This window comes from Pantoea sp. B566, from assembly GCF_024793925.1.
Taxonomy (GTDB): domain Bacteria; phylum Pseudomonadota; class Gammaproteobacteria; order Enterobacterales; family Enterobacteriaceae; genus Pantoea; species Pantoea ananatis.
In genome coordinates this window covers 3,658,338-3,679,747 of sequence record NZ_JANUQL010000003.1, presented here as the reverse complement: position 1 = coordinate 3,679,747, position 21,410 = coordinate 3,658,338, and the positions used below count along the sequence as shown (strand labels likewise).

Genomic DNA, 21,410 nt, shown 5'->3' with positions numbered 1-21,410 from the left:
TAATACCAATTCAAAAAAGGAGCCCGTAAAGTAACAAAGTATTCACCTTGTGTCTATACGGCATCGGTGACATTAAGGTGACGTAAGGCTGTGCTTTTGCATTAACTGTTGAGTTGAAAAGTGGAAAACAGGGTGTTAACTCAATGTTAAATTTTTTCGGGTTTACCTAAAATTACACAAAGCTCCCAGTTAAACCGATTTAGCTCGCTGCGCTTTCCTTTCGCTGCGTTCAGGTTCTTTTTTTACCCACCTCGTCAACATCCCCCTTTTCCGCTGCTTCTTTTTCAGCCAACTCGTAACAGGTAAAGCGAAAGCAGGTGCAAAGCCATGCGCTTATCACTATTCTGGTCGGCAGGTTACAGCTGGCGGCATTACGCAAGTCAGATTCCCTAAAATATCAGTCTTACGTGTATTTAATTCTTTACAGTCAGAGCATCCTGCGGCGAAGAATAACAACATCATGAGGTGTGTATGGAACAACAGCACGGCGAATCGCTGAAGCGCGGTTTAAAAAACCGCCATATTCAGTTGATTGCCCTGGGTGGTGCAGTGGGAACCGGCCTGTTTCTGGGCAGTGCGTCGGTTATCAAATCCGCTGGCCCGGCCGTTATTTTAGGCTATGCCATTGCCGGATTTATCGCTTTTCTCATCATGCGCCAACTCGGCGAAATGGTCGTCGAGGAGCCGGTCGCCGGCAGCTTCAGCCATTTCGCTTACAAATACTGGGGCAACTTCGCCGGTTTTGCCTCCGGCTGGAACTACTGGGTCCTGTATGTGCTGGTGGCGATGGCCGAGCTGAGCGCGGTGGGCAAGTATATCCAGTTCTGGTGGCCTGATTTTCCTACCTGGGCTTCAGCCGCCATCTTCTTTGTGCTGATCAACGCCGTTAACCTGACCAATGTAAAAGTGTTTGGTGAGATGGAGTTCTGGTTCGCCATTATTAAGGTGATTGCGGTTATTGCCATGATCCTGTTCGGCGGCTGGCTGCTGTTTAGCGGTACCGGCGGTCCACAGGCTACCGTGCGCAACCTGTGGGAGCAAGGCGGCTTTATGCCCAACGGCCTGGGCGGACTGGTGATGGTCATGGCCATTATTATGTTTTCGTTCGGCGGACTGGAGCTGGTAGGGATTACGGCTGCCGAAGCGGACAATCCTGAAACCACGATTCCTAAAGCCACTAATCAGGTGCTGTGGCGTATTCTGATCTTTTATATCGGTTCGCTGGCGGTACTGCTTTCTTTAATGCCGTGGACGCGCGTAACCGCAGAAACCAGCCCGTTTGTGTTTATTTTCCACGAGCTGGGCGATGCGATGGTGGCTAACGCGCTGAACGTCGTCATTCTGACTGCGGCGCTGTCGGTCTATAACAGCTGCGTTTACTGTAACAGCCGTATGCTGTTTGGTCTGGCGCAGCAGGGCAATGCACCTAAAGCGCTGCTGAACGTGGACCGTCGCGGTGTGCCCGTGATGAGTATTCTGGTGTCGGCCGTTGCCACGGCATTGTGTGTACTGCTCAACTTTCTTATGCCGGCTGAAGCGTTTGGCCTGTTGATGTCGCTGGTCGTTTCTGCCCTGGTCATCAACTGGGCGATGATTAGCCTGGCGCACCTGAAATTCCGTAAAAAGAAAAATCAGCAAGGCGTAACCACCCGATTCAAGGCCGTTCTCTACCCGCTGGGTAACTGGATTTGCCTGGTGTTCCTGGCCGGCATTCTGGTTCTGATGGCCATGACGCCGGGGATGGCCATCTCCGTCTGGTTGATTCCTGTCTGGCTGATCGTTCTTGCTATTGGCTATTTCGTCAAAAATAAGACGCAAAAAGCCTGATCCCCCTGCCCACCCGCCGCCATTTTTCAGCGGGTGGGCCGTCACCAGACCCGACGCGGTTCACACTTCTTCTCGCATGGCTGTTTTGTCCATCATCGCAACGATTTATTGCCGCTCATCCTGCTGATTAAACATTAATACTTCTTTTCTGTTTAATTGTTCTGCAGGAAACATTAATGACAGGTAAAACCCTCTCGTTCAGAGAAAAGCTGGGTTACGGCATGGGTGATGCCGGCTGCAACATGATTGGCGGTGCCGTCATGTTATTTCTCAGCTATTTCTATACCGACGTATTTGGCTTAGCCCCGGCGCTGGTCGGTGTGCTGTTACTCTCCGTCCGGATTCTGGATGCCATTACCGATCCGATAATGGGCGCGATTGCCGACAGAACCCAAAGCCGCTGGGGGCGCTTTCGCCCCTGGCTGCTGTGGGTATCGGTGCCCTACGTTATATTCAGTGTGCTGATGTTTACCACGCCTGACTGGAGCTATCACAGCAAAGTTATCTGGGCGTTTGTGACCTATTTTTTCATGTCCCTGACCTACACCGCGATCAATATCCCCTACTGCTCGCTGGGTGGCGTGATCACTAACGATCCTGGCGAGCGTGTATCCTGTCAGTCGTACCGTTTTGTGATGGTGGGGATTGCCACGCTGATTCTCTCGCTGTCTTTACTGCCCATGGCAGAGTGGTTTGGCGGCGACAATAAAGCGCGCGGCTACCAAATGGCGATGGGCGTACTGGCCCTGGTCGGCCTGACGATGTTCCTGTTCTGTTTCGCAAACGTCCGTGAACGTATTCATCCTGCCGTGCCGACAAATGATGACCTGAAACACGATTTGCGCGATGTCTGGAAGAATGACCAATGGGTGCGCATTCTGCTGCTCACGCTCTGCAACGTGTGTCCGGGGTTTATTCGTATGGCGGCGACCATGTATTACGTGACCTGGGTAATGGGCCAAACGCCGCACTTTGCGACGCTGTTTATCAGCCTTGGCGTGGTGGGCATGATGCTGGGCAGTACGCTGGCCAAAGTGCTGACCGATCGCTGGTGCAAGCTGAAAGTCTTTTTCTGGACCAATATTGTCCTGGCCCTGTTCTCCTGCGGCTTCTACGGGCTTGATCCTCATGCCACCGTAGCAATCGTTATCGCTTACTTCCTGCTGAATATCCTGCATCAAATTCCTTCCCCCCTGCACTGGTCCCTGATGGCAGACGTGGATGACTACGGTGAATGGAAAACTGGCAAGCGCATCACGGGTATCAGCTTTTCAGGCAACCTGTTCTTTCTCAAGGTCGGGTTAGCGGTAGCAGGGGCGATGGTGGGGTTCCTGCTCTCCGCTTACGGTTACGATGCGGGAGCTAAGCAGCAATCCGCCCAGGCGATTAACGGCATCGTGCTGCTGTTTACCGTTATTCCTGGCATCGGCTATTTGATCACCGCGGGCGTAGTACGACTGATGAAAGTGGATCGTACCTTAATGCAAACCATCCAACGCGATCTTGCCCTGCGTCGCATCGCGGCACAGTCGGGCAGCAACCAGCCGCTGAGCGAGATCCAGACAGGAGCACTGAAATGAGTGAACACTGGCCGAACCCCTTTATCGAACGGCGTGCCGATCCTTTTATCCTGCGCCACAGAGAGCACTACTACTTTATTGCCTCTGTGCCGGAATACGATCGTCTGGAAATCCGACGCGCCAGTACGCTAATGGACTTACGCCACGCGGAGCCGGTGGTGATCTGGCACAAGCCCGATATCGGTCCCTTCAGCGAGCTGATTTGGGCGCCGGAGCTGCATCACATTGACGGTCAATGGGTCATCTATTTTGCCGCAGCGCCCTCGCGTGACATCAAAGACGGGCTGTTTCAGCACCGCATGTATGCGCTGGTTTGCGAGGGTGAGGATCCGCTCAGCGGCCGCTGGCAGCCTGTACGCCAGGTTTTGAGCCATATCGACAGCTTCTCGCTGGACGCCACTCACTTCGTTCATCAGGGTAAAAACTGGTATTTATGGGCGCAGAAAGATCCCGGCATTCCGGGCAATTCCAACCTCTATCTTGCGGAGCTGCGCAACCCATGGACGCTTAAAGGTAAACCGGTCATGCTGAGCCGTCCGGAATATGAATGGGAGTGCGCAGGCTTTAGTGTTAATGAAGGGGCGGCGGCGATAGTGCATGGCGACCAGCTTTTTATTACCTATTCCGCCAGCGCAACGGATGAGAATTATTGTATGGGCCTGCTGTCGATTCCGCGTGATGCCGATCCGCTTAATGCCCTGGCCTGGCAGAAGTCAGCGCGGCCGGTATTCTCAACCAGTTGGGAGAACCGCCAGTATGGCCCTGGGCACAGCTGTTTTACCCAGGATGAAGCGGGGCGGGATCTGCTGGTCTACCATGCGCGCAACTATACGGAAATTGAAGGGGATCCACTGTGGGATGGCAACCGCCACACGCGCCTGAAATATTTTTACTGGCGTGAAGATGGCACACCGGATTTTGGCGTGCCACCTGCGGATTACACCAGCGTCCCGTAAATGGTCAAGAGCGCCACGACCACCACTAATACCAGTGAAATGCGTTTTGCCAGCGCCACCGCAACACGTGGCGTAGCAACCTTATCAGTATGAGGATCGCGGGCCAGCGAAAACTGTGCCAGCGTCGTCAGCACATGGTATTGAGAGCGATGCCTGTCGGTTAATGATGCAAACCAGGCAGGCAACGCTTTTTCACCATGCCCCAGCAGCGCATAGGCAACGCCCGCCAGGCGGACCGGGATCCAGTCAACCAGATGCAAAAGCGTGTCTACGCCTGATTGCGCGCGCGCCATTGGCGTACCGTGTTTTGCCAACCAGCTTTGCCAGGCCCGTAAAAAGGCGTAGCCGACCAGTAAAACTGGCCCCCATGCGCCGCCCACCACAAACCAGAACATTGGCGCCAGATAGAAACGAAAGTTAATCCAGATAAGGGCGTTTTGTAACTCGCGTAAAAATTCGCGTTCGCTGCATTCAACCGGCACGCCGTGGATCAAGGTCAGTTCTGCCGCCATCGCCTGATGCGCGGCCGCCTCATCCCGACTCGCCGCCTGCAGATAGGCATGATAATGCTGACGCACCACACCGGCACCGATGCACAGTAATCCCACCACAATCCAGAACACAAGCTGCGGGATCCCAAACAGAATCCCTTTCAGGCTCCACACCACCAGCGCAGTCAATGCCATCACGACCAACAACATCAACAGAGTACGCATGAGGGAAACCTGCCGACGGCGACGAAAAACAGGTTCAAGCCGATGATCCAGTTGCCAGTGCTCTCCCAGCTTAAACAGCCGCTCCCAACCTAAAACCAGTAACAAGGTAAATAACGTCATAGTTACTCCAGATGAATCACGATTTTTGTTGCGGTAACCGCTGCAGATAATATTGCCAGTTAAACGCCGGTCCGGGATCGGTTTTACGTCCCGGTGCAATGTCGCTGTGTCCGGTAATGCGAGCAGGCGTTATCGGATAGTGCTGTAACAAAATTTGCGTGACCTGATGCAGCGCGTGGTATTGCGCTTCGGTATAGGGCTCAACGTCCGTTCCTTCCAGCTCGATACCGATGGAAAAGTCGTTGCAGTTTTCCCGCCCTTCAAACTGCGATATGCCTGCATGCCAGGCGCGTTGATCAAAAGGAACATATTGCACAATCTCGCCATCACGACGAATTAAGCAGTGGGCTGCAACGCGCAAATGCGCGATATCAGCAAAGTAGGGATGCGCGTCTGAGGGCAGTGTGCCCGTGAACAGTTTATCGATCCACGGCCCGCCATATTCGCCAGGCGGCAGGCTGATATTATGAATGACCAGAAGAGAGGGCGCCTCGTTGTGCGGCCGTTCATTACAGTGGGGTGACGGTACCTGGCGCACACCGGTCAGCCATCCATGTTCTAATTTCATACTGATTTCTCATCGCGAAGTCGAACTGAGAATAGCATGAATTCTAAGGCATTATTGCGCCAAAATGCGCCGCGCTCTCCTCACTCTCGCCCGCTTGTTAAGTATACTAAACAAAAATCCCCTCGGGGCTGGCACCGCTTTGTTATCCAGGATATGGTAATCCCACTGTTATCTGTCTTTTGCTGGAGCTGAACGCTATGTCTGTGCGTCGCTATGATCCTGACAGTCGCCGGAGTGCGCTGCTTGAACGTATTGAAAATGATATTCCTGAAACGGTCGCACGCGCATTACAGGAAGATCTTGGCGGTGAGGTAGACAGCGAACGGGATATTACCGCCCAACTGTTGCCCGCCGAAAGTCGCGCCCACGCCCGGGTGATTACCCGCGAAGCCGGTGTTTTTTGTGGTAAACGCTGGGTAGAGGAAGTCTTCAACCAGTTGGGTGCCTATACCGCGCTGACATGGCACGTGGAAGATGGCCAAACGCTTACGCCGGATCAACTGCTGTTTGAAATCGAGGGCACTGCCCGCCTGTTGCTCACCGCCGAACGCACCGCCCTGAACTTTGTGCAAACGCTGTCTGGCGTTGCCACCGAAGTCAGTCGCTATGTTGCGCTGCTGGAAGGCACACAGACTCAGCTTCTGGATACTCGCAAAACCCTACCAGGGCTGCGCACAGCTTTGAAATATGCGGTGCTGTGCGGTGGCGGCAGCAATCACCGTCTGGGTCTGTCAGATGCCTTTTTGATTAAAGAAAATCATATCATTGCCAGTGGTTCGATTCGCCAGGCCGTGGAAAAAGCCTCCTGGCTCTATCCGGATGTACCGGTCGAAGTCGAAGTTGAGTCGTTAAAGGAGCTACAGGACGCGCTTACGGCGTCGGCCGACATCGTCATGCTGGACAACTTCACGCTGGATGAGATGCGCGAGGCGGTGAAGATAACCGAGGGCCGTGCGCTGCTGGAAGTCTCAGGCAACGTGACCGAAACGACGATCCAGGAGATTGCTCAGACCGGTGTGGACTATGTTTCCGTCGGCGCACTGACTAAACATGTCCATGCCCTGGATCTTTCTATGCGCTTTGACGCTAAATAACAGCTTGTGCCGTGCCGCTGGCACGGCCTGTTTTGTGCTATTTCTTCCAGCGTAACCGCTGTATTGCTGTAACCCGCTGTATTTACTGCCTGCCCTTTTCCACTCTTCCCTTTTGCTGCTGTTAACGCCATCACAGGCTTTTTAAACTGCGACCTTCTTATTCAGGAGGTAATGCAATGATCTCTCAACGTGGATTCACGCTGGTCGAGTTAATGATTGTGGTCGGCATCGTGGCAATACTCAGCGCTATTGGGTTGCCCGCCTACCAAAATTATCTGCAGCGCGCCGCGCTGACCGACATGCTGCAAACGATGGTGCCGTTTAAAACGGCGGTTGAGCTTTGCGCCATTGAACGCGGCGGCCCGGACGCCTGCCAGGCCGGACAGCGAGGGATTCCGCAAGGCACAACATCACGGTATGTTTCAGCGGTCACCGTCGTGAACGGCACGATCACCCTGACCGGACAGGAAAGCCTTAACGGGCTAAGCGTTGAAATGCTGCCCGTGTGGGACAGCAATGAAGGCAGCATTCAGTGGCAGCGCACCTGTACCAGCGCTAACACCACGCTACGTGATAATTGTCAGGAGCAGTTCCGCTTTGCCGATCGGGGAGGTGCCTATGCCCACGTCTGATGATGCGATTGCGCTCATCTGCCAGCGCTTTCGGGCGATTGTCCTTGAGCACAGTGCGACACACTTGCGCCTTGCCGTTCCTGAAAGCGTCCCGGCGGGCCTGATGGAGGCATTACAGTTTGCCAGCCAGTGTCAGGCAGAGGTGGAGTGCTGGCCTCGTGCCCGGATAGAACAGTTTGAATCGATGCGTAAACCTTTGGTGGCCAATGAAAAAGCTCCCGGCGAATCGACCATTGATACGGCCAGTCAGCTTTTGCGCCAGGCAACTCTGCGTCGTGCATCGGATATTCATATCGAACCTTATCAGAGCACTCTGCGTATTCGCCTGCGGATTGACGGGGTCCTGCATCCTCTCCCCCTGCAGTTTGATACACAACCGGCTGCGCTGCTGGCACGACTGAAAATTCTGGCCGGTCTGGATATTGCCGAACGGCGCCTGCCTCAGGACGGACAGTTTAGTTGTGACATTGACGGAAAATCGGCCTCTTTTCGGCTCTCTACCCTGCCCGTTCAGGGCGGCGAAAAAGCCGTCGTTCGCCTGCTTCAGAGTGAGGGCGCGGCCTTGTCGCTGGACAAGCTGGGATTACCCACCGCGCAGTTACGCCTTCTGACCGCCGCGCTCAGGCAGCCACAAGGGCTGATTTTGGTAACGGGCCCTACCGGGAGTGGCAAAACCTTCACGCTTTACAGTGGCCTGAGCGCGATCAACCAGCCTGATAAGAATGTCTGCAGCGTGGAAGATCCTGTTGAAATCCCTCTCCCCGGTATCAACCAGACCCAGATTAATCCAAAGTATGGCCTTGATTTTAATCGCGTGTTACGCGCCCTGTTACGTCAGGATCCGGACGTGATGATGGTCGGTGAAATACGTGACGGCGAGACGGCGGAGATTGCCGTTAAGGCAGCTCAGACCGGTCATCTGGTTCTCTCTACCCTGCATACTAACTCGACAGCGGAAACGCTGACGCGCTTGCGTCAAATGGGCATTCCCGGTTATCTGCTGGGTTCCGCACTTCGTCTGATCGTTGCCCAGCGGCTGGTCAGGCGTTTGTGCCCTCACTGCCGTAAGCCAGCACAGGCTGTTGCCCACTTTCCCGCCTCACTTTGGCCCGGAACGTTACAAACCTGGCGGGCGCCGGGCTGCGATCACTGCTTCTCCGGTTATTTTGGTCGGCTGGCCTTGTTTGAATTACTGCCCATAACGGCTAAGTTACAAAACGCCATTGCCGCCGAAATGCCACTTGAGGGCTTGCTGAGTCTGGCAAAACAGCAGGGCATGCGCACCCTGCTGGCGTCGGGTCTTGAAGCCGTCAGCCGTGGGGATACCTCCCTGGAAGAAATGCAGCGCGTTGTCGGACTGGATAATGACTAGCCTTTATGTGTATCGCTGGCATGCGGTAGACGGCAGCGGAAGGTTGCAAACGGGCCACCATCTTGCGCCTGACGGCGAGACGTTGTTTTCTGACCTGGCACAGCGTCATTTACTGCCCGTCAGCTGGACGCGGGGAAAGGTGATGCGGCGAAGAGACTGGAAGTGGCAGCACAAAATTGACTTGATTCGCCAGCTCGCCACGCTGCTTAAGGCAGGCCTTCCTCTGTCACAAAGCCTGAGCCTGCTTGCCGAAGGACATTCGCAGACGCCCTGGCGAGCCTTGATGCTGGCTCTACAACATCAGATATTAGCGGGCGAACCTTTTTCCAGCGCCTTACGACAGTGGCCGCAAATATTTCCCCCGCTTTACCCGGCGCTCATGGAGGTGGGTGAGCTGACGGGCCATCTGGATGTCTGCTGCGAGCAGCTGGCACTGCAGCAAACGCGCCAGCAACATTTGCGGAGCAAGGTGATCAAGGCGCTGCGCTATCCGCTGTTTATTCTGGCCGTCGCACTGACCGTTACCTGCGGCATGCTGCTGTTCGTCTTGCCGGAGTTTGTTTCCGTGTATGCTTCCTTCAATGCTCCCTTGCCTGCGTTCACTGCGGCCGTGATCGGGCTCTCTGAGCGATTACAGGCATGGGGATTCCCGCTAAGTGGATTGATTATTCTGCTGGTCGCAGGGTGGCAACAGTGGCGGCGGCGTTCTGAAAACTGGCAGCGGCGCGAACAGCGCGTTTTGATGCACATTCCGATCGTTGGCGGGCTATGGCAGGGCAATCAGCTGACACAAATCTACAGCGTTCTCCAGTTGACGCAGCAGGCTGGACTCACGCTGCTACAGGGACTTGAGGCAGCGAAAGTCACCCTGTCCTCGCGACTGTGGCAGGACGCCATCAGGCTGCTACAGAACCACATTGCGCAGGGTAATCCCCTGTATCTGGCGCTGAGCAATCATCCCTTATTTAGTCCGCTCTGCAGCCAGTTGATTCGCGTGGGGGAAGAGGCTGGCGCACTGGATGTGATGCTGGCGCGCCTGGCTGAATGGCATGAAGGGCAAACGCTGATGCGGGCTGATAACCTTGCCGCCTCGTTGGAGCCTGTCATGATGGTGGTGATTGGCGGCATCGTTGGCACGCTGGTGATTGCCATGTATTTGCCGGTGTTTGGGCTGGGAGAAGCGATGCAGTAAAGGCGCTGTATAGCCCTTACTGCATACGCAGCAGGCAACCTTAACGATTAAAGGTTCGGTTTTCCTGCTCGGCGACCCGAATAAAGGTGGTGCGCTTGGTTAACTCTTTCAGACGCTCAGCGCCAACATAGGTGCAGGCAGAACGAAGACCACCAAGGATATCGCGGAGGGTTTCCTCTACCGGCCCGCGCAACGGTAGCTTCACCGTTTTGCCTTCGGCCGCACGGTATTCTGCGACGCTACCGGCATGACGCTTCATGGCCGATTCTGAACTCATGCCGTAGAACAGCATGAAACGCTCACCGTTTTCTTCTGTTATACGACCTTCGCACTCGTCATGCGCCGCCAGCATGCCGCCCAACATGACGAAGTCTGCGCCACCACCAAAGGCTTTTGCGATATCGCCGGGTACGCTGCAGCCACCGTCGCTGACGATCTGACCGCTCAGACCGTGCGCTGCATCGGCACATTCAATAACCGCAGAAAGCTGGGGATAGCCGACACCCGTTTTGACTCGCGTGGTGCAAACTGAGCCAGGCCCAATGCCCACTTTGACGATATCCGCCCCAGACAGGATGAGCTCTTCCACCATCTCACCGGTTACCACGTTACCCGCGCAGATTGTCTTGCCGGGAAACGTTTCACGGGCACGCTTCAGGAAATCAACAAAGTGTTCAGAGTAGCCGTTGGCGACGTCGATGCAGATAAATTGTAGCGCATCGGAGATCGCCATGATCGCAATCAGTTTATTGAGATCGGCATCCGAGGTACCGGTTGAAACCATGACATAGTTCAGTACTGAACCCGGCACGCGCTGAACAAAGGCCCGCCACTCTTCCACGCTGTAATGCTTATGGACGGCCGTTAAAAGATGAAAACCTGCCAGCGCCTCAGCCATCATAAAGGTGCCAACGGTATCCATATTGGCGGCGATAACCGGGACGCCGCTCCAGCTCAGACCGGAATGCTTAAAGGTGAATCGGCGATCCAGCTCAACCTGTGAGCGACTTTTCAGCGTGGAGCGCTTGGGGCGAATCAGTACGTCTTTAAATCCCAGTTTCAAATCTTCTTCAATGCGCATACATCGTGTCCTGGTAAGAGGTTATACACTGCCGTACATGACGCCATCAGGGTTTTCCCTGTCTCATGATACGCGCCATTCCAGCCGCAACAAGACTGCGAATTTCACTTTATTTACGCTACAATCCATTACATTCAGATGCGGATTTTTAGTGTGATCCGGCACGCATTTTTTCCTGTAACGACGCGTTGACCTGCGTGATACTGACCGACTAAGAGAGTTCGAGTGAGAAATCCCCCCTACACCGTGGCGCTGACTGGCGGAATTGGCAGCGGTAAAAGTACGATTGCCGGGTATTTTGCTGCGTCCGGTGTCGATATCATTGATGCGGATGTCATTGCACGCGAAGTCGTTGAACCCGGCACGCCAGCGCTTCAGGCCATTATCGAACGCTATGGCGATGCGATATTGACCGAACAGGGAACCTTGCAACGTTCACGGCTTAGAGAAATCATCTTTGCGACGCCCGATGAGAAAAACTGGTTAAACGCGCTGCTTCACCCGCTTATTAATGCCCGGACGCAACAGCTTAAAGCTCAGGCGGCCTCACCTTATGTTTTGTGGGTCGTGCCCTTGCTGGTCGAAAACCGGCTGCAGCGCCAGGCCGATCGCGTGCTGGTGGTCGATACCGACGAAGAGACGCAGCTCAGACGAACGCTGCAGCGCGATAATGTTTCTCTTGAGCAGGCTAAACGTATTCTTGCAGCACAGGCCACTCGCCAACAGCGCCTTGACTGTGCTGACGATATTATTGATAACAGTGGCGCACCTGAAAAGGCGCTACCCCAGGTTGCCAAGCTTCATCAGCTTTATCTAAAGCTTGCGGCAACGAGACAGGATTAACCCATGAGTACAGTCGTTCTGTTTGAACATCCACTGAATGAAAAAATGCGTACCTGGCTGCGCGTGGAATTTTTGATCGACCAGTTGCATGACATTATGCCGCTGGAAAACACCGCCACGGCACTGACTTTTTTCCGCCTGGTTGGCGAATTACTGGATATCTTCGAGCGCGGCGACATGCGCACCGAGTTGCTGAAAGAACTTGAACGCCAGCAAACGAAACTGCGCGCCTGGGCGGATGTCCCCGGTGTCGATATGTCCGTGGTCGATGCATTGCGTGACAAACTCAAAGCGCAGTCTGTTTTGCTTAACAGCGCCCCACGAATGGGCCAGCAGCTGCGGGAAGATCGTCTGATTGCCCTGGTGCGCCAGCGACTCAGCATTCCCGGCGGATGCTGTAGCTTTGATTTACCCGGCCTGCACATCTGGCTGCACCTGCCCCAGGCGACGCGCGACGCGCAGGTGACGCGCTGGATGGAAACGCTTATCCCGCTGCACAGTACGCTGGCGATGTTGCTGGATTTGATTCGCCAGTCAGGCACCTACCGTTTACAAACCAGTTTGAATGGGTTTTACCAGGATAATGCTGAAGGCGCTGATTTACTGCGGCTGCAGCTGGAAATGGAGGATGCGCTGTATCCTCAGGTTTCAGGCCATAAAAGCCGTTTTGCGATTCGTTTTATGCCATTGGACAGTGAGCGCGGCGAAGTGCCTGCGCGCCTGAATTTCCAACTGGCCTGTTGTTAGAGGTGAACATGCAGGAAGAGATAATGACGGTGGAATGTCCACAGTGCGGTAAAACGGTGATCTGGGATGAACTCAGTCCGTGGCGGCCATTTTGCAGTAAACGCTGTCAGTTGATCGATCTGGGCGAATGGGCGGCGGAAGAGAAGCGCATTCCCAGCAGTGATGATTTAAACGACAGCGACAACTGGAGTGAGGAAGAGCGCTGAGTGAGACGTGGGGCTTTGTTGCCCCACTCTGTTAAAGTTCGCCCGCCACCAGACGTGCGATCAGCTCATGATTCGCCGCAGGAAACTCATCGGCGATCAGCGCCTGTTGATCGACCCAACGCTGTGGTTGCCCTTCTTTGCCCCAGGGTTCTCCTTTCCAGCCTTCCACCAGAAAAAAGTGCAGCGTCACGCGCAGGTCATCGTAAGTGTGATCTTTCGTGCCAATTGCCCGCGCCTGCGTCACTTCAATCCCGGTTTCTTCGGCCAGTTCGCGCACCAGCCCTTCCTCTGCGCTCTCACCGGCTTCAATTTTGCCGCCGGGAAATTCCCATTTATTGGCCATATAGGAAGAGGCCGCACGCTGGGCAAGGAAAATTTGTTTACTGGCATTACGAATGATGCCGACTGCAACCTGCAGGTGCTTCATGAAAATATCCCGAAGAGTGGGTGAATGAGGGCTGATTCTAAAACATGTTAAGCAGGTTGTTAACCGCTCAGGGGGCCGAATGGTCAGCGGAAAAGTAAAAAAAAAGGAGCCAGTGGCTCCTTTTCGTTAACCGCTTATCAGGCCAGACGACCGTGACACTGTTTGTATTTTTTACCTGAACCGCACGGACAAGGATCGTTACGCCCCACTTTGCGCTCACCACCCTGCTGCGCAAGAGATTCCGCTGCCAGAATTTCTTCGCTGGCGTGGCTCAGATGCTGCTGTTGCGCCAGACGCTCGGCCTCTTCACGACGCTGTTGCTCCATCGCTTCAACCTCTTCCGGCATGCGCACCTGGACTTTGCTCAGCGTGCTGATCACTTCGTACTTCAGCGTTTCCAGCATCGCGGCAAACATGGCAAAAGATTCACGCTTATATTCCTGCTTAGGATCTTTTTGCGCATAGCCACGCAGGTGGATGCCCTGACGCAGATAGTCCATTGCGGCCAGGTGCTCTTTCCACAGCGAATCCAGCGTTTGCAGCATGACGCCTTTTTCAAAGTTGCGCATCATTTCTGCGCCGACAATCTCTTCTTTTGCCGCATAACTTTCGGCCGCGTGCGTCATGATACGTTCACGCAGTGTCTCTTCATGCAGATCCGGTTCTTTGTCCAGCCATTCGCTAATCGGCAGATCCAGATCGAAGTCGTTACGCAGGCGCTCTTCAAGGCCCGGTACATCCCACATTTCTTCCAGCGACTGAGGTGGAATGTAGCTGTCGATAATGGATTTATAGACGTCTTCGCGAATGCTGTTGATAGTGTCTGATACATCGGACACATCCAGCAGTTCATTACGCTGGCTGTAGATAGCACGACGCTGATCGTTGGCCACGTCGTCATATTCCAGCAGCTGCTTACGAATATCGAAGTTACGGCTTTCCACTTTACGCTGTGCGTTGGCAATGGCTTTGGTCACCCACGGATGCTCAATGGCCTCGCCAGGTTTCATGCCCAGCTTGCGCATCATGTTTGAAACACGATCCGAAGCAAAGATACGCATCAGCGCATCTTCCATTGACAGGTAGAAGCGTGAAGAACCGGCGTCACCCTGACGGCCTGCACGACCGCGCAGCTGGTTATCGATACGGCGAGATTCATGGCGCTCAGTACCCACGATATGCAGACCGCCAGAGGCCAGCACCGCATCATGACGAATCTGCCAGGCGGCTTTAATCTCGTCGATTTGCGCATCGGTTGGGTTTTCAAGCTCGGCAACGTCCGCATGCCAGCTACCGCCCAGCATGATATCGGTACCACGGCCCGCCATGTTTGTCGCGATGGTAACCGCGCCTGGTTGACCAGCCTGCGCCACGATGTCCGCTTCGCGGGCGTGAAACTTAGCATTCAGTACGTTGTGTTTAATGCCTGCACGTGTCAGCTCGTTCGATACCACTTCTGATTTTTCGATGGAGATCGTACCCACCAGAACCGGCTGCCCGTTAGCCGTACGCTCACGAATATCTTCGATGATGGCGTCAATCTTCTCTTTCTCGGTCATATAAACCAGATCGGCAAGATCTTTACGCACCATCGGACGGTTGGTCGGGACAACAATCGTGTCGAGTTTGTAGATGGAACTGAACTCAAACGCTTCTGTATCAGCCGTACCGGTCATCCCTGCCAGCTTGTCGTAGAGGCGGAAGTAATTCTGGAAGGTGATTGACGCCAGCGTCTGGTTTTCGTTTTGAATTTCAACGCCTTCTTTGGCTTCAACGGCCTGATGCAGACCATCTGACCAACGCCGGCCCTGCATCGTACGACCCGTGTGCTCATCAACAATGACAACTTCACCCTCTTTGACGATGTAATCAACGTCACGCGTGAATAGCGCATGGGCGCGAAGCGCAGCGGTAACGTGGTGCATCAGCATGATATTGGTCGGTGAATAAAGCGACTCACCTTCTACCATGATGCCCTGGCTCACCAGCAGTTCTTCAACTTTGACCAGGCCGCGCTCGCTCATATGTGCCTGGCGCGCTTTCTCATCAACCCAGTAGTCACCTTCGCCCTGGAAATTGTCTGAGTCTTCTTTTTCCTGACGAATCAGATGAGGAATGATTTTATTCACTTTGGTGTACAGGTCTGAACTGTCTTCTGCCGGACCCGAGATGATTAATGGCGTACGGGCTTCATCAATCAGGATGGAGTCAACCTCATCCACCAGTGCATAGTGCAGCTTACGCTGTACACGCTCGTCAGGGCTGAACGCCATGTTGTCACGCAGGTAGTCGAAACCGTATTCGTTGTTGGTACCGTAAGTAATGTCTGCGGCATAAGCTTCACGTTTGGCGACGGAAGGCAGGCCTGACATGTTGATCCCGACGCTCAGGCCAAGGAACTCAAACAGGGGGCGGTTATTTTCCGCATCACGCTGGGCCAGATAATCGTTGACGGTAACGACGTGTACGCCTTTTCCGGTTAACGCGTTCAAATAGGCTGGCAGGGTTGCCGTCAGGGTTTTACCTTCACCGGTGCGCATCTCTGCAATACAGCGGTTATTCAGCACCATCCCGCCAATCAGCTGCACGTCGAAGTGGCGCATGCCAAACACACGCTTACTGGCTTCACGTACCGTCGCAAAAGCTTCAGGAATCAGGCTTTCGAGTGATTCCCCTTTTTTCAGACGCTCACGGAACAGCTCAGTTTTGGCTTTCAGTTCTTCATCAGAGAGCGCTTCGAATTCCGGCTCCATCTTGTTGATGATATCAACGTTTTTACGCATACGGCGCAAAGTACGATCGTTGCTGCTACCAAAAACTTTGGTCAACATTTTGATTAACATAATAAATATATTCTCAATTCAGCCGGGTCACCCGGACTGCGAAATCTAAAATGGGATTTAAAGCACAAAGATTAGCAGAACAATGGCGCGGGTCCGGCACGGATACCGTGCACTTTGCCGTGTCCGTCAGCCTGTGAGGATACCGGAGCAGCAGGAAGAGGTTGCGGGGACAAACCAACAGGGATGCCGGACTGTGCCGCCTGAGACGTTAATAACGCATGAAGGGAATCAATCAACGCCAGCTTTTGTGCGGCCAGCGGATGCACCTGCTCTTCCGCCTGCGCCTGTGGCGTTAACGTGAAAGAGAGATGGCGGATAACCGTGCGAATGGCATGCTGGTGCCAGTAGTCAACCGTAAAACTGGGGCGTCGCGAGGCTTCCTGAAGACGGATCAAATGATCAAAACGGACGGCATTGCCAATGAACAGGCTACTGGCTGAGGCTTCGGATGCCGTATTGAGTTCAGTGGTTTGCGCACACGCCGGCAAGCCAAGACTGGCCGCCACCATTCCCAGGAGGAAATGAGGCCAGAAATAGCGTCTACCTATTTGTCGCCAGCGTAGAAAAATTCCGATCACAATTGTTCCATTGCGCATAACATTTTAATTATTCACTGCTGTTTTCAGCAGCATGCAGCCTGTAAAAGCGCCAGAGATAGTAACACTAATGTGGCGCGGCGACACCTGAGTTTAGTGCGACAGTGGGAGAAATCGCGCGCGATTGTGCAGCAATTCAGCAATTGGTCGTTCTGAGCGGAGAATGCTGTCGCAGCAAGCGGAAATGAATGGCGAGACAATAAAAAACGGCTGGTGCAACTGACCGGAGAGAGTGTCAGCGCAACCAGCCGTTTTTACGTTCTGAGCCGATATCAGGCCAGAACCAGATTAGGTGCTTTAAACGCCAGTGGCAATTCAGCTTCGTCTTCGAAGGTCGCCCATTCCCAGGCTTCCTGCTTCGCCAAAACGGCCTGCAGCAGTTTGTTGTTCAGAGCATGACCCGATTTGTACGCGGTAAAAGCGCCAATAACGTTATGGCCACACATAAACAGATCGCCGATGGCATCTAACATTTTGTGACGCACAAACTCGTCTTCAAAACGCAGGCCTTCTTCATTAAGCACGCGGAAATCATCAAGGCCAATCGCACAATCTAAACTACCGCCCAGGCACAGGCCTTTAGACTGCAGATATTCGATTTCACGCATGAAGCCAAAAGTACGTGCACGGCTGATCTGACGAACAAACGCTTCGGCAGAGAATTTCATCTGGTAACGCTGAGAGCTGGAATCGATAGCCGGGTGATTGAAATCAATGGTGAAATCAAGCGAGAAACCGTTGTAAGGTTTGATCTCAGCCCATTTGTCACCGTCTTCAACACGCACGGTCTGCTTAACACGCACAAATTTCTTCGCGCTGTTCAGCTGCTCGATGCCTGCATCCATCAGCAGATAGATGAAAGGCGCTGCACTGCCGTCCATAATTGGGATTTCTGGCGCATCAACTTCGACAATAATGTTGTCAATGCCCAGACCTGCCAGTGCGGCATTTAAGTGTTCAACTGTCGAAATACGCACGCCTTCATCGTTCACCAGGCAGGTGCTCAGCATGGTGTCGCGCACGTATTTTGCATCAGCCGGAAAATCAACCGGTGGATTCAAGTCAGTGCGACGATAGATGACCCCGGTATTAGCCGGCGCAGGGCGCAGGGTCAGGCTGACTTTCTTGCCGGTATGTAAACCGACACCTGTCGCCTGAACAATACGTTTTAATGTCCTTTGTTTGATCATCGTTATTATCTCGCAATATCGCTTTCCGACCGCCAGTATACGTTACCAGCGGGCGAACACTTTAGCACAAAGAGCGGGAAATCCCAATTATAAGGTTATTCCTAGTCGGCCTGCTTGCGCAAAAACGCCGGAATATCAAGGTAATCGGGCTCTTTGTTTGACTGTGCACTCTGATCGTTTACCACTTTCGCAGCAGGTTTTTGCTCCTGCGGCAGCGGGGACATACCATGCTGCTGGTAACGATGATCCATGACAGGCTGGCTGGCTGGTTTGTTCGTTACCAGTGTGATCTCTGGACGCTTATCCATGCCGATACCGGTTGCCACCACGGTGACGCGCAGTTCGTCATTCATCTCTGGATCCAGAGAGGTACCAATTACAACGGTCGCGTTGTCTGAAGCGAAGGCGCGGATAGTGTTACCCACGGTTTCGAACTCATCCAGACGCAGGTCGAAGCCCGCAGTAATGTTGACCAGCACGCCGCGCGCACCAGAGAGGTCGATATCTTCCAGCAGTGGACTGGAGATCGCCATCTCAGCGGCTTCTTCTGCACGGTCTTCACCACAAGCCACGCCTGAACCCATCATCGCGTAACCCATTTCTGACATCACGGTACGTACGTCAGCAAAGTCCACGTTCATCAAGCCAGGACGGGTAATCAGCTCGGCGATCCCCTGTACGGCGCCTTTCAGCACGTCGTTAGCCGCACCAAACGCGTCGAGCAGGGAAATACCACGTCCGAGAACTTTTAACAGCTTGTCGTTCGGGATAGTGATCAGTGAATCCACGTGCTTGGACAGCTCAGCGATCCCCTGCTCAGCAAAGGCCATGCGCTTTTTGCCTTCAAAATTGAAGGGCTTGGTCACGACCGCAACGGTCAAAATACCCAGATCTTTGGCCACTTCAGCCACAACAGGCGCAGCGCCGGTACCGGTACCGCCACCCATACCTGCTGCGATGAACACCATGTCTGCCCCTTCCAGCGCAGAACGCAGTGCTTCGCGATCTTCCTCTGCAGAGTTACGGCCGACTTCCGGGTTCGCACCCGCTCCCAGTCCTTTGGTAATGTTATTACCAATCTGGATGGTCTGGCCGACTGCTGTTTTACGCAACGCTTGCGCGTCGGTATTCACAGCGAAGAATTCCACACCTTCGATACGCTCGCGTACCATGTGCTCTACGGCGTTGCCACCGCCACCGCCGACGCCGATGACTTTAATCACCGCGTCATTGGTTAATTCCATAGGTTCAAACATGATTTCTCTCCGTTATGTGCCTGTCGCCTGGAGATCACTAAAGAAAACAGCATGATCCCCTTTTACAAAAATTAAAACTCTTTTTTTAACCAACTATTAATACGTTTAAACCAGTTACCCACGGAAACGCGCTTTTCAGCCTCTGCGTCACCGTTCATATGTGACTCTTTACCGTAGTGCAACAGCCCGACCGCCGTGGAATAGTAAGACTCCTGGGCGTAGTCCGTCAGGCCAGTAATGTTCAGCGGCTGTCCAATGCGCACCTGCGTATGGAATACGCGCTGCGCGCAGGCTGCCAGACCTTCAATCTGCGCCGCACCGCCGGTTAACACAATCCCGGCTGCCAGATGGTGCTTAACGCCCTGCTGGCGAAGCTGTTCCTGTAACTGCAAAATCTCGTCATTGACCAGATTTAAAAGCTCGGTATAACGTGGCTCAATCACCTCTGCCAGCGTCTGACGTTGCAGGCTTCGTGGCGGACGTCCGCCTACGCTCGGCACTTCAACGTTTTCATCTTTACCTACAATCGATCCTAGCGCACAGCCGTGACGCACTTTAATGGCTTCCGCATCGGTGGGCGGCGTACCAAATGCGTAGGCGATATCGCTGGTTACCACATTCCCCGCATAGGGAATCACCTTAGTATGACGCAATGCACCGCCAGTATAGACGGCGATATCCATTGTGCCGCCACCAATATCCACGACACAAACACCCAGTTCACGTTCGTCTTCGGTCAGGACCGCAAAGCTGGACGCCAGACCGGCAAAAATCAGTTGGTCAACTTTGAGGCCACAACGTTCAACGGCTTTAACAATATTTTTTGCCATGTCGTTGTGACAGGTGATCAAATGCACCTTTGCCTGCATGCGCACACCAGACAGGCCGACCGGATTTTTGATGCCTTCCTGGTAGTCGATAGCATATTCCTGCGGAATAACGTGCAGGATACGATGCTCATCACGAACGCGCACTGACTTCGCAGTATGCACCACGTTCTCGACATCATCCTGAGTCACTTCCTCTTCGGAAATCGGAACCATCCCGATTTCGTTCTGACAGCTGATATGTTTGCCCGATAATGCAAGGTAAACAGAGGAGATCTGGCAATCCGCCATCAACTCAGCCTGATCGATGGCGCGCTGAACGCATTTCACCACCGACTCAAGATCGTTTACGCCGCCTTTATCCATACCGCGGGACGGACAACTGCCGACCCCAATAATATTGACCATACCATCGGGCAGAATTTCCCCAACCAGGGCGGCGACCTTCGCAGTGCCGATTTCGAGTCCAACTACCAGTTTTCTGTCCGTTGCCTTGATCATTGTTGTTTAGCCTGTGCCTGGTTTTGTTGCTGATTACTGTCCTGTGGATCCATCACTATCGGTGTCCAGCCAACAGAAGCGCCAGAGTCATAGCGTAAATCAACCGAGTTGATGCGCTTGTGTTCATTCTGACCTTGCTGCAGCAGCACCGGATAGAGCTCAATAAAACGATTCAGACGCTTCATGGTATCGGTCCGCCCCAGCTCAATGCGGACATCATCGCTGGTCACTAACTGCCATGAACGTCGCGCCGTCATCGACGCCACCTTCAGGGTAAACTTCCTGGCCTTCAGCACGTCATCCATACTGTGATAACCCGCCAGCACCTCTTTTTCACTGCCTTCTGGACCGTATAACATCGGCAGCGTTTCTTTACCCATGTGGTTAGCCGGGACGCTGAATGACACACCGTCGCTGTCCACCATGTGTGAGTCATTCCAGCGCGCTACCGGTGTAAACTCCACCAAATGAATTTTCAGTTCGTCTGGCCACTGCTTACGCACACTAACCTGTTTAATCCATGGCAACCGTTCTATCTGCTGCTGGATCACGTTCACGTCCTGCGACATAAACGTGCCCGGTGAACCCAGTGACAAAATCGCCTGACGAATATCGTCATGGGTGGTGTAGTGCAGTTGCCCTGTGACCACCAGCTTCGACAGGGGTAAACGGGAGGCATCGTTCATCCACTTCAGAACGACCAGGCCACCCGCAATCATTACGCCCATCACCATCAGCAGAAACACGATGCCGAAGAGCCGGGCACCGTTACTGCGACCGGTGCGTGCCCGCTCCTGCGCTTCACGATTACGTACATTCATCGCCGCCTGTGACAT

General features: G+C 53.8%; 20 protein-coding genes. 10 read left to right on the top strand and 10 right to left on the bottom strand.

Annotated features, from left to right (window positions below; genetic code table 11):
• The first annotated feature begins 471 nt into the window (after positions 1 to 471).
• From aroP to NYE92_RS18705, 3 genes are all read left to right on the top strand, one after another.
• Positions 472 to 1,827, top strand: a complete 1,356-nt coding sequence (aroP, locus tag NYE92_RS18715; RefSeq protein WP_014592927.1) for an aromatic amino acid transporter AroP — start codon at positions 472 to 474, stop codon at positions 1,825 to 1,827.
• A 176-nt stretch (positions 1,828 to 2,003) separates the two neighbouring features.
• Positions 2,004 to 3,407 (top strand): glycoside-pentoside-hexuronide (GPH):cation symporter, encoded by a 1,404-nt coding sequence (locus tag NYE92_RS18710; protein WP_259019346.1) that lies wholly within the window; start codon positions 2,004 to 2,006, stop codon positions 3,405 to 3,407.
• Positions 3,404 to 4,363 carry a family 43 glycosylhydrolase gene (locus tag NYE92_RS18705; protein ID WP_105077128.1) on the top strand — a complete coding sequence of 320 codons (960 nt, stop codon included), beginning with the start codon at positions 3,404 to 3,406 and terminating at the stop codon, positions 4,361 to 4,363. Before NYE92_RS18710 ends, NYE92_RS18705 begins: the two co-directional genes overlap by 4 nt.
• Here the strand turns inward: NYE92_RS18705 and ampE are convergent.
• Together ampE and ampD are read right to left on the bottom strand one after the other, a co-directional pair.
• A complete protein-coding gene (gene ampE, locus NYE92_RS18700) occupies positions 4,345 to 5,199 on the bottom strand; it encodes a beta-lactamase regulator AmpE (RefSeq protein WP_013024632.1) in 855 nt (284 codons plus the stop codon). The genes NYE92_RS18705 and ampE overlap by 19 nt on opposite strands.
• A gap of 16 nt (positions 5,200 to 5,215) precedes the next feature.
• Entirely contained in the window at positions 5,216 to 5,767 is a 552-nt protein-coding gene (ampD, locus tag NYE92_RS18695; RefSeq protein WP_014592923.1) for a 1,6-anhydro-N-acetylmuramyl-L-alanine amidase AmpD, read from the bottom strand.
• 197 nt (positions 5,768 to 5,964) lie between these two features.
• Between ampD and nadC the strand changes: the two genes are divergently transcribed.
• From nadC to hofC, 4 genes are all read left to right on the top strand, one after another.
• Positions 5,965 to 6,861, top strand: coding sequence for a carboxylating nicotinate-nucleotide diphosphorylase (gene nadC, locus NYE92_RS18690; protein ID WP_259019345.1), 897 nt, complete (start codon positions 5,965 to 5,967; stop codon positions 6,859 to 6,861).
• 176 nt (positions 6,862 to 7,037) lie between these two features.
• Positions 7,038 to 7,493, top strand: a complete 456-nt coding sequence (gene ppdD / locus NYE92_RS18685; protein ID WP_014606580.1) for a prepilin peptidase-dependent pilin — start codon at positions 7,038 to 7,040, stop codon at positions 7,491 to 7,493.
• Positions 7,480 to 8,865 (top strand): type II secretion system protein GspE, encoded by a 1,386-nt coding sequence (gene gspE / locus NYE92_RS18680; protein WP_026021064.1) that lies wholly within the window; start codon positions 7,480 to 7,482, stop codon positions 8,863 to 8,865. Before ppdD ends, gspE begins: the two co-directional genes overlap by 14 nt.
• Entirely contained in the window at positions 8,858 to 10,057 is a 1,200-nt protein-coding gene (gene hofC / locus NYE92_RS18675; RefSeq protein ID WP_105077126.1) for a protein transport protein HofC, read from the top strand. Before gspE ends, hofC begins: the two co-directional genes overlap by 8 nt.
• Positions 10,058 to 10,097: 40 nt before the next feature.
• On the opposite strand, the gene NYE92_RS18670 is transcribed toward hofC, so the two are convergent.
• Positions 10,098 to 11,138, bottom strand: coding sequence for a GMP reductase (locus NYE92_RS18670; protein ID WP_013024626.1), 1,041 nt, complete (start codon positions 11,136 to 11,138; stop codon positions 10,098 to 10,100).
• A 225-nt stretch (positions 11,139 to 11,363) separates the two neighbouring features.
• On the opposite strand from NYE92_RS18670, the gene coaE reads away from it, so the two are divergent.
• The 3 genes from coaE to yacG are packed head-to-tail and all read left to right on the top strand — an operon-like array spanning position 11,364 to position 12,934.
• On the top strand, positions 11,364 to 11,981 hold the full coding sequence (coaE, locus tag NYE92_RS18665) for a dephospho-CoA kinase (RefSeq protein WP_014606583.1): 618 nt from the start codon (positions 11,364 to 11,366) through the stop codon (positions 11,979 to 11,981).
• A gap of 3 nt (positions 11,982 to 11,984) precedes the next feature.
• On the top strand, positions 11,985 to 12,728 hold the full coding sequence (gene zapD / locus NYE92_RS18660) for a cell division protein ZapD (protein ID WP_013024624.1): 744 nt from the start codon (positions 11,985 to 11,987) through the stop codon (positions 12,726 to 12,728).
• A gap of 8 nt (positions 12,729 to 12,736) precedes the next feature.
• Entirely contained in the window at positions 12,737 to 12,934 is a 198-nt protein-coding gene (gene yacG, locus NYE92_RS18655; RefSeq protein WP_014606584.1) for a DNA gyrase inhibitor YacG, read from the top strand.
• A 31-nt stretch (positions 12,935 to 12,965) separates the two neighbouring features.
• Here yacG and mutT read toward each other — a convergent pair whose 3' ends face one another.
• The 7 genes from mutT to ftsQ form a co-directional block, all read right to left on the bottom strand.
• Entirely contained in the window at positions 12,966 to 13,361 is a 396-nt protein-coding gene (gene mutT / locus NYE92_RS18650; protein WP_013024622.1) for an 8-oxo-dGTP diphosphatase MutT, read from the bottom strand.
• 137 nt (positions 13,362 to 13,498) lie between these two features.
• Positions 13,499 to 16,204, bottom strand: coding sequence for a preprotein translocase subunit SecA (gene secA / locus NYE92_RS18645; protein ID WP_013024621.1), 2,706 nt, complete (start codon positions 16,202 to 16,204; stop codon positions 13,499 to 13,501).
• A 71-nt stretch (positions 16,205 to 16,275) separates the two neighbouring features.
• Positions 16,276 to 16,782 (bottom strand): secA translation cis-regulator SecM, encoded by a 507-nt coding sequence (gene secM / locus NYE92_RS18640; protein WP_014606586.1) that lies wholly within the window; start codon positions 16,780 to 16,782, stop codon positions 16,276 to 16,278.
• 290 nt (positions 16,783 to 17,072) lie between these two features.
• Positions 17,073 to 17,990 (bottom strand): UDP-3-O-acyl-N-acetylglucosamine deacetylase, encoded by a 918-nt coding sequence (lpxC, locus tag NYE92_RS18635; protein WP_013024619.1) that lies wholly within the window; start codon positions 17,988 to 17,990, stop codon positions 17,073 to 17,075.
• 101 nt (positions 17,991 to 18,091) lie between these two features.
• Entirely contained in the window at positions 18,092 to 19,246 is a 1,155-nt protein-coding gene (gene ftsZ / locus NYE92_RS18630; protein ID WP_013024618.1) for a cell division protein FtsZ, read from the bottom strand.
• 71 nt (positions 19,247 to 19,317) lie between these two features.
• Positions 19,318 to 20,574, bottom strand: coding sequence for a cell division protein FtsA (gene ftsA / locus NYE92_RS18625; protein ID WP_006117681.1), 1,257 nt, complete (start codon positions 20,572 to 20,574; stop codon positions 19,318 to 19,320).
• Positions 20,571 to 21,410: a cell division protein FtsQ gene (gene ftsQ / locus NYE92_RS18620; protein ID WP_013024616.1), complete on the bottom strand. Its 840-nt coding sequence runs from the start codon at positions 21,408 to 21,410 to the stop codon at positions 20,571 to 20,573. Before ftsQ ends, ftsA begins: the two co-directional genes overlap by 4 nt.

Coding starts and splice junctions, on each gene's coding strand:
- ftsQ (WP_013024616.1), bottom strand. CDS start 21,410: ATGTCACAGGCGGCGATGAATGTACGTAATCGTGAAGCGCAGGAGCGG.
- mutT (WP_013024622.1), bottom strand. CDS start 13,361: ATGAAGCACCTGCAGGTTGCAGTCGGCATCATTCGTAATGCCAGTAAA.
- ftsZ (WP_013024618.1), bottom strand. CDS start 19,246: ATGTTTGAACCTATGGAATTAACCAATGACGCGGTGATTAAAGTCATC.
- zapD (WP_013024624.1), top strand. CDS start 11,985: ATGAGTACAGTCGTTCTGTTTGAACATCCACTGAATGAAAAAATGCGT.
- gspE (WP_026021064.1), top strand. CDS start 7,480: ATGCCCACGTCTGATGATGCGATTGCGCTCATCTGCCAGCGCTTTCGG.
- aroP (WP_014592927.1), top strand. CDS start 472: ATGGAACAACAGCACGGCGAATCGCTGAAGCGCGGTTTAAAAAACCGC.
- nadC (WP_259019345.1), top strand. CDS start 5,965: ATGTCTGTGCGTCGCTATGATCCTGACAGTCGCCGGAGTGCGCTGCTT.
- yacG (WP_014606584.1), top strand. CDS start 12,737: ATGCAGGAAGAGATAATGACGGTGGAATGTCCACAGTGCGGTAAAACG.
- ampE (WP_013024632.1), bottom strand. CDS start 5,199: ATGACGTTATTTACCTTGTTACTGGTTTTAGGTTGGGAGCGGCTGTTT.
- ampD (WP_014592923.1), bottom strand. CDS start 5,767: ATGAAATTAGAACATGGATGGCTGACCGGTGTGCGCCAGGTACCGTCA.
- ppdD (WP_014606580.1), top strand. CDS start 7,038: ATGATCTCTCAACGTGGATTCACGCTGGTCGAGTTAATGATTGTGGTC.
- NYE92_RS18710 (WP_259019346.1), top strand. CDS start 2,004: ATGACAGGTAAAACCCTCTCGTTCAGAGAAAAGCTGGGTTACGGCATG.
- secA (WP_013024621.1), bottom strand. CDS start 16,204: ATGTTAATCAAAATGTTGACCAAAGTTTTTGGTAGCAGCAACGATCGT.
- hofC (WP_105077126.1), top strand. CDS start 8,858: ATGACTAGCCTTTATGTGTATCGCTGGCATGCGGTAGACGGCAGCGGA.
- lpxC (WP_013024619.1), bottom strand. CDS start 17,990: ATGATCAAACAAAGGACATTAAAACGTATTGTTCAGGCGACAGGTGTC.
- NYE92_RS18705 (WP_105077128.1), top strand. CDS start 3,404: ATGAGTGAACACTGGCCGAACCCCTTTATCGAACGGCGTGCCGATCCT.
- NYE92_RS18670 (WP_013024626.1), bottom strand. CDS start 11,138: ATGCGCATTGAAGAAGATTTGAAACTGGGATTTAAAGACGTACTGATT.
- ftsA (WP_006117681.1), bottom strand. CDS start 20,574: ATGATCAAGGCAACGGACAGAAAACTGGTAGTTGGACTCGAAATCGGC.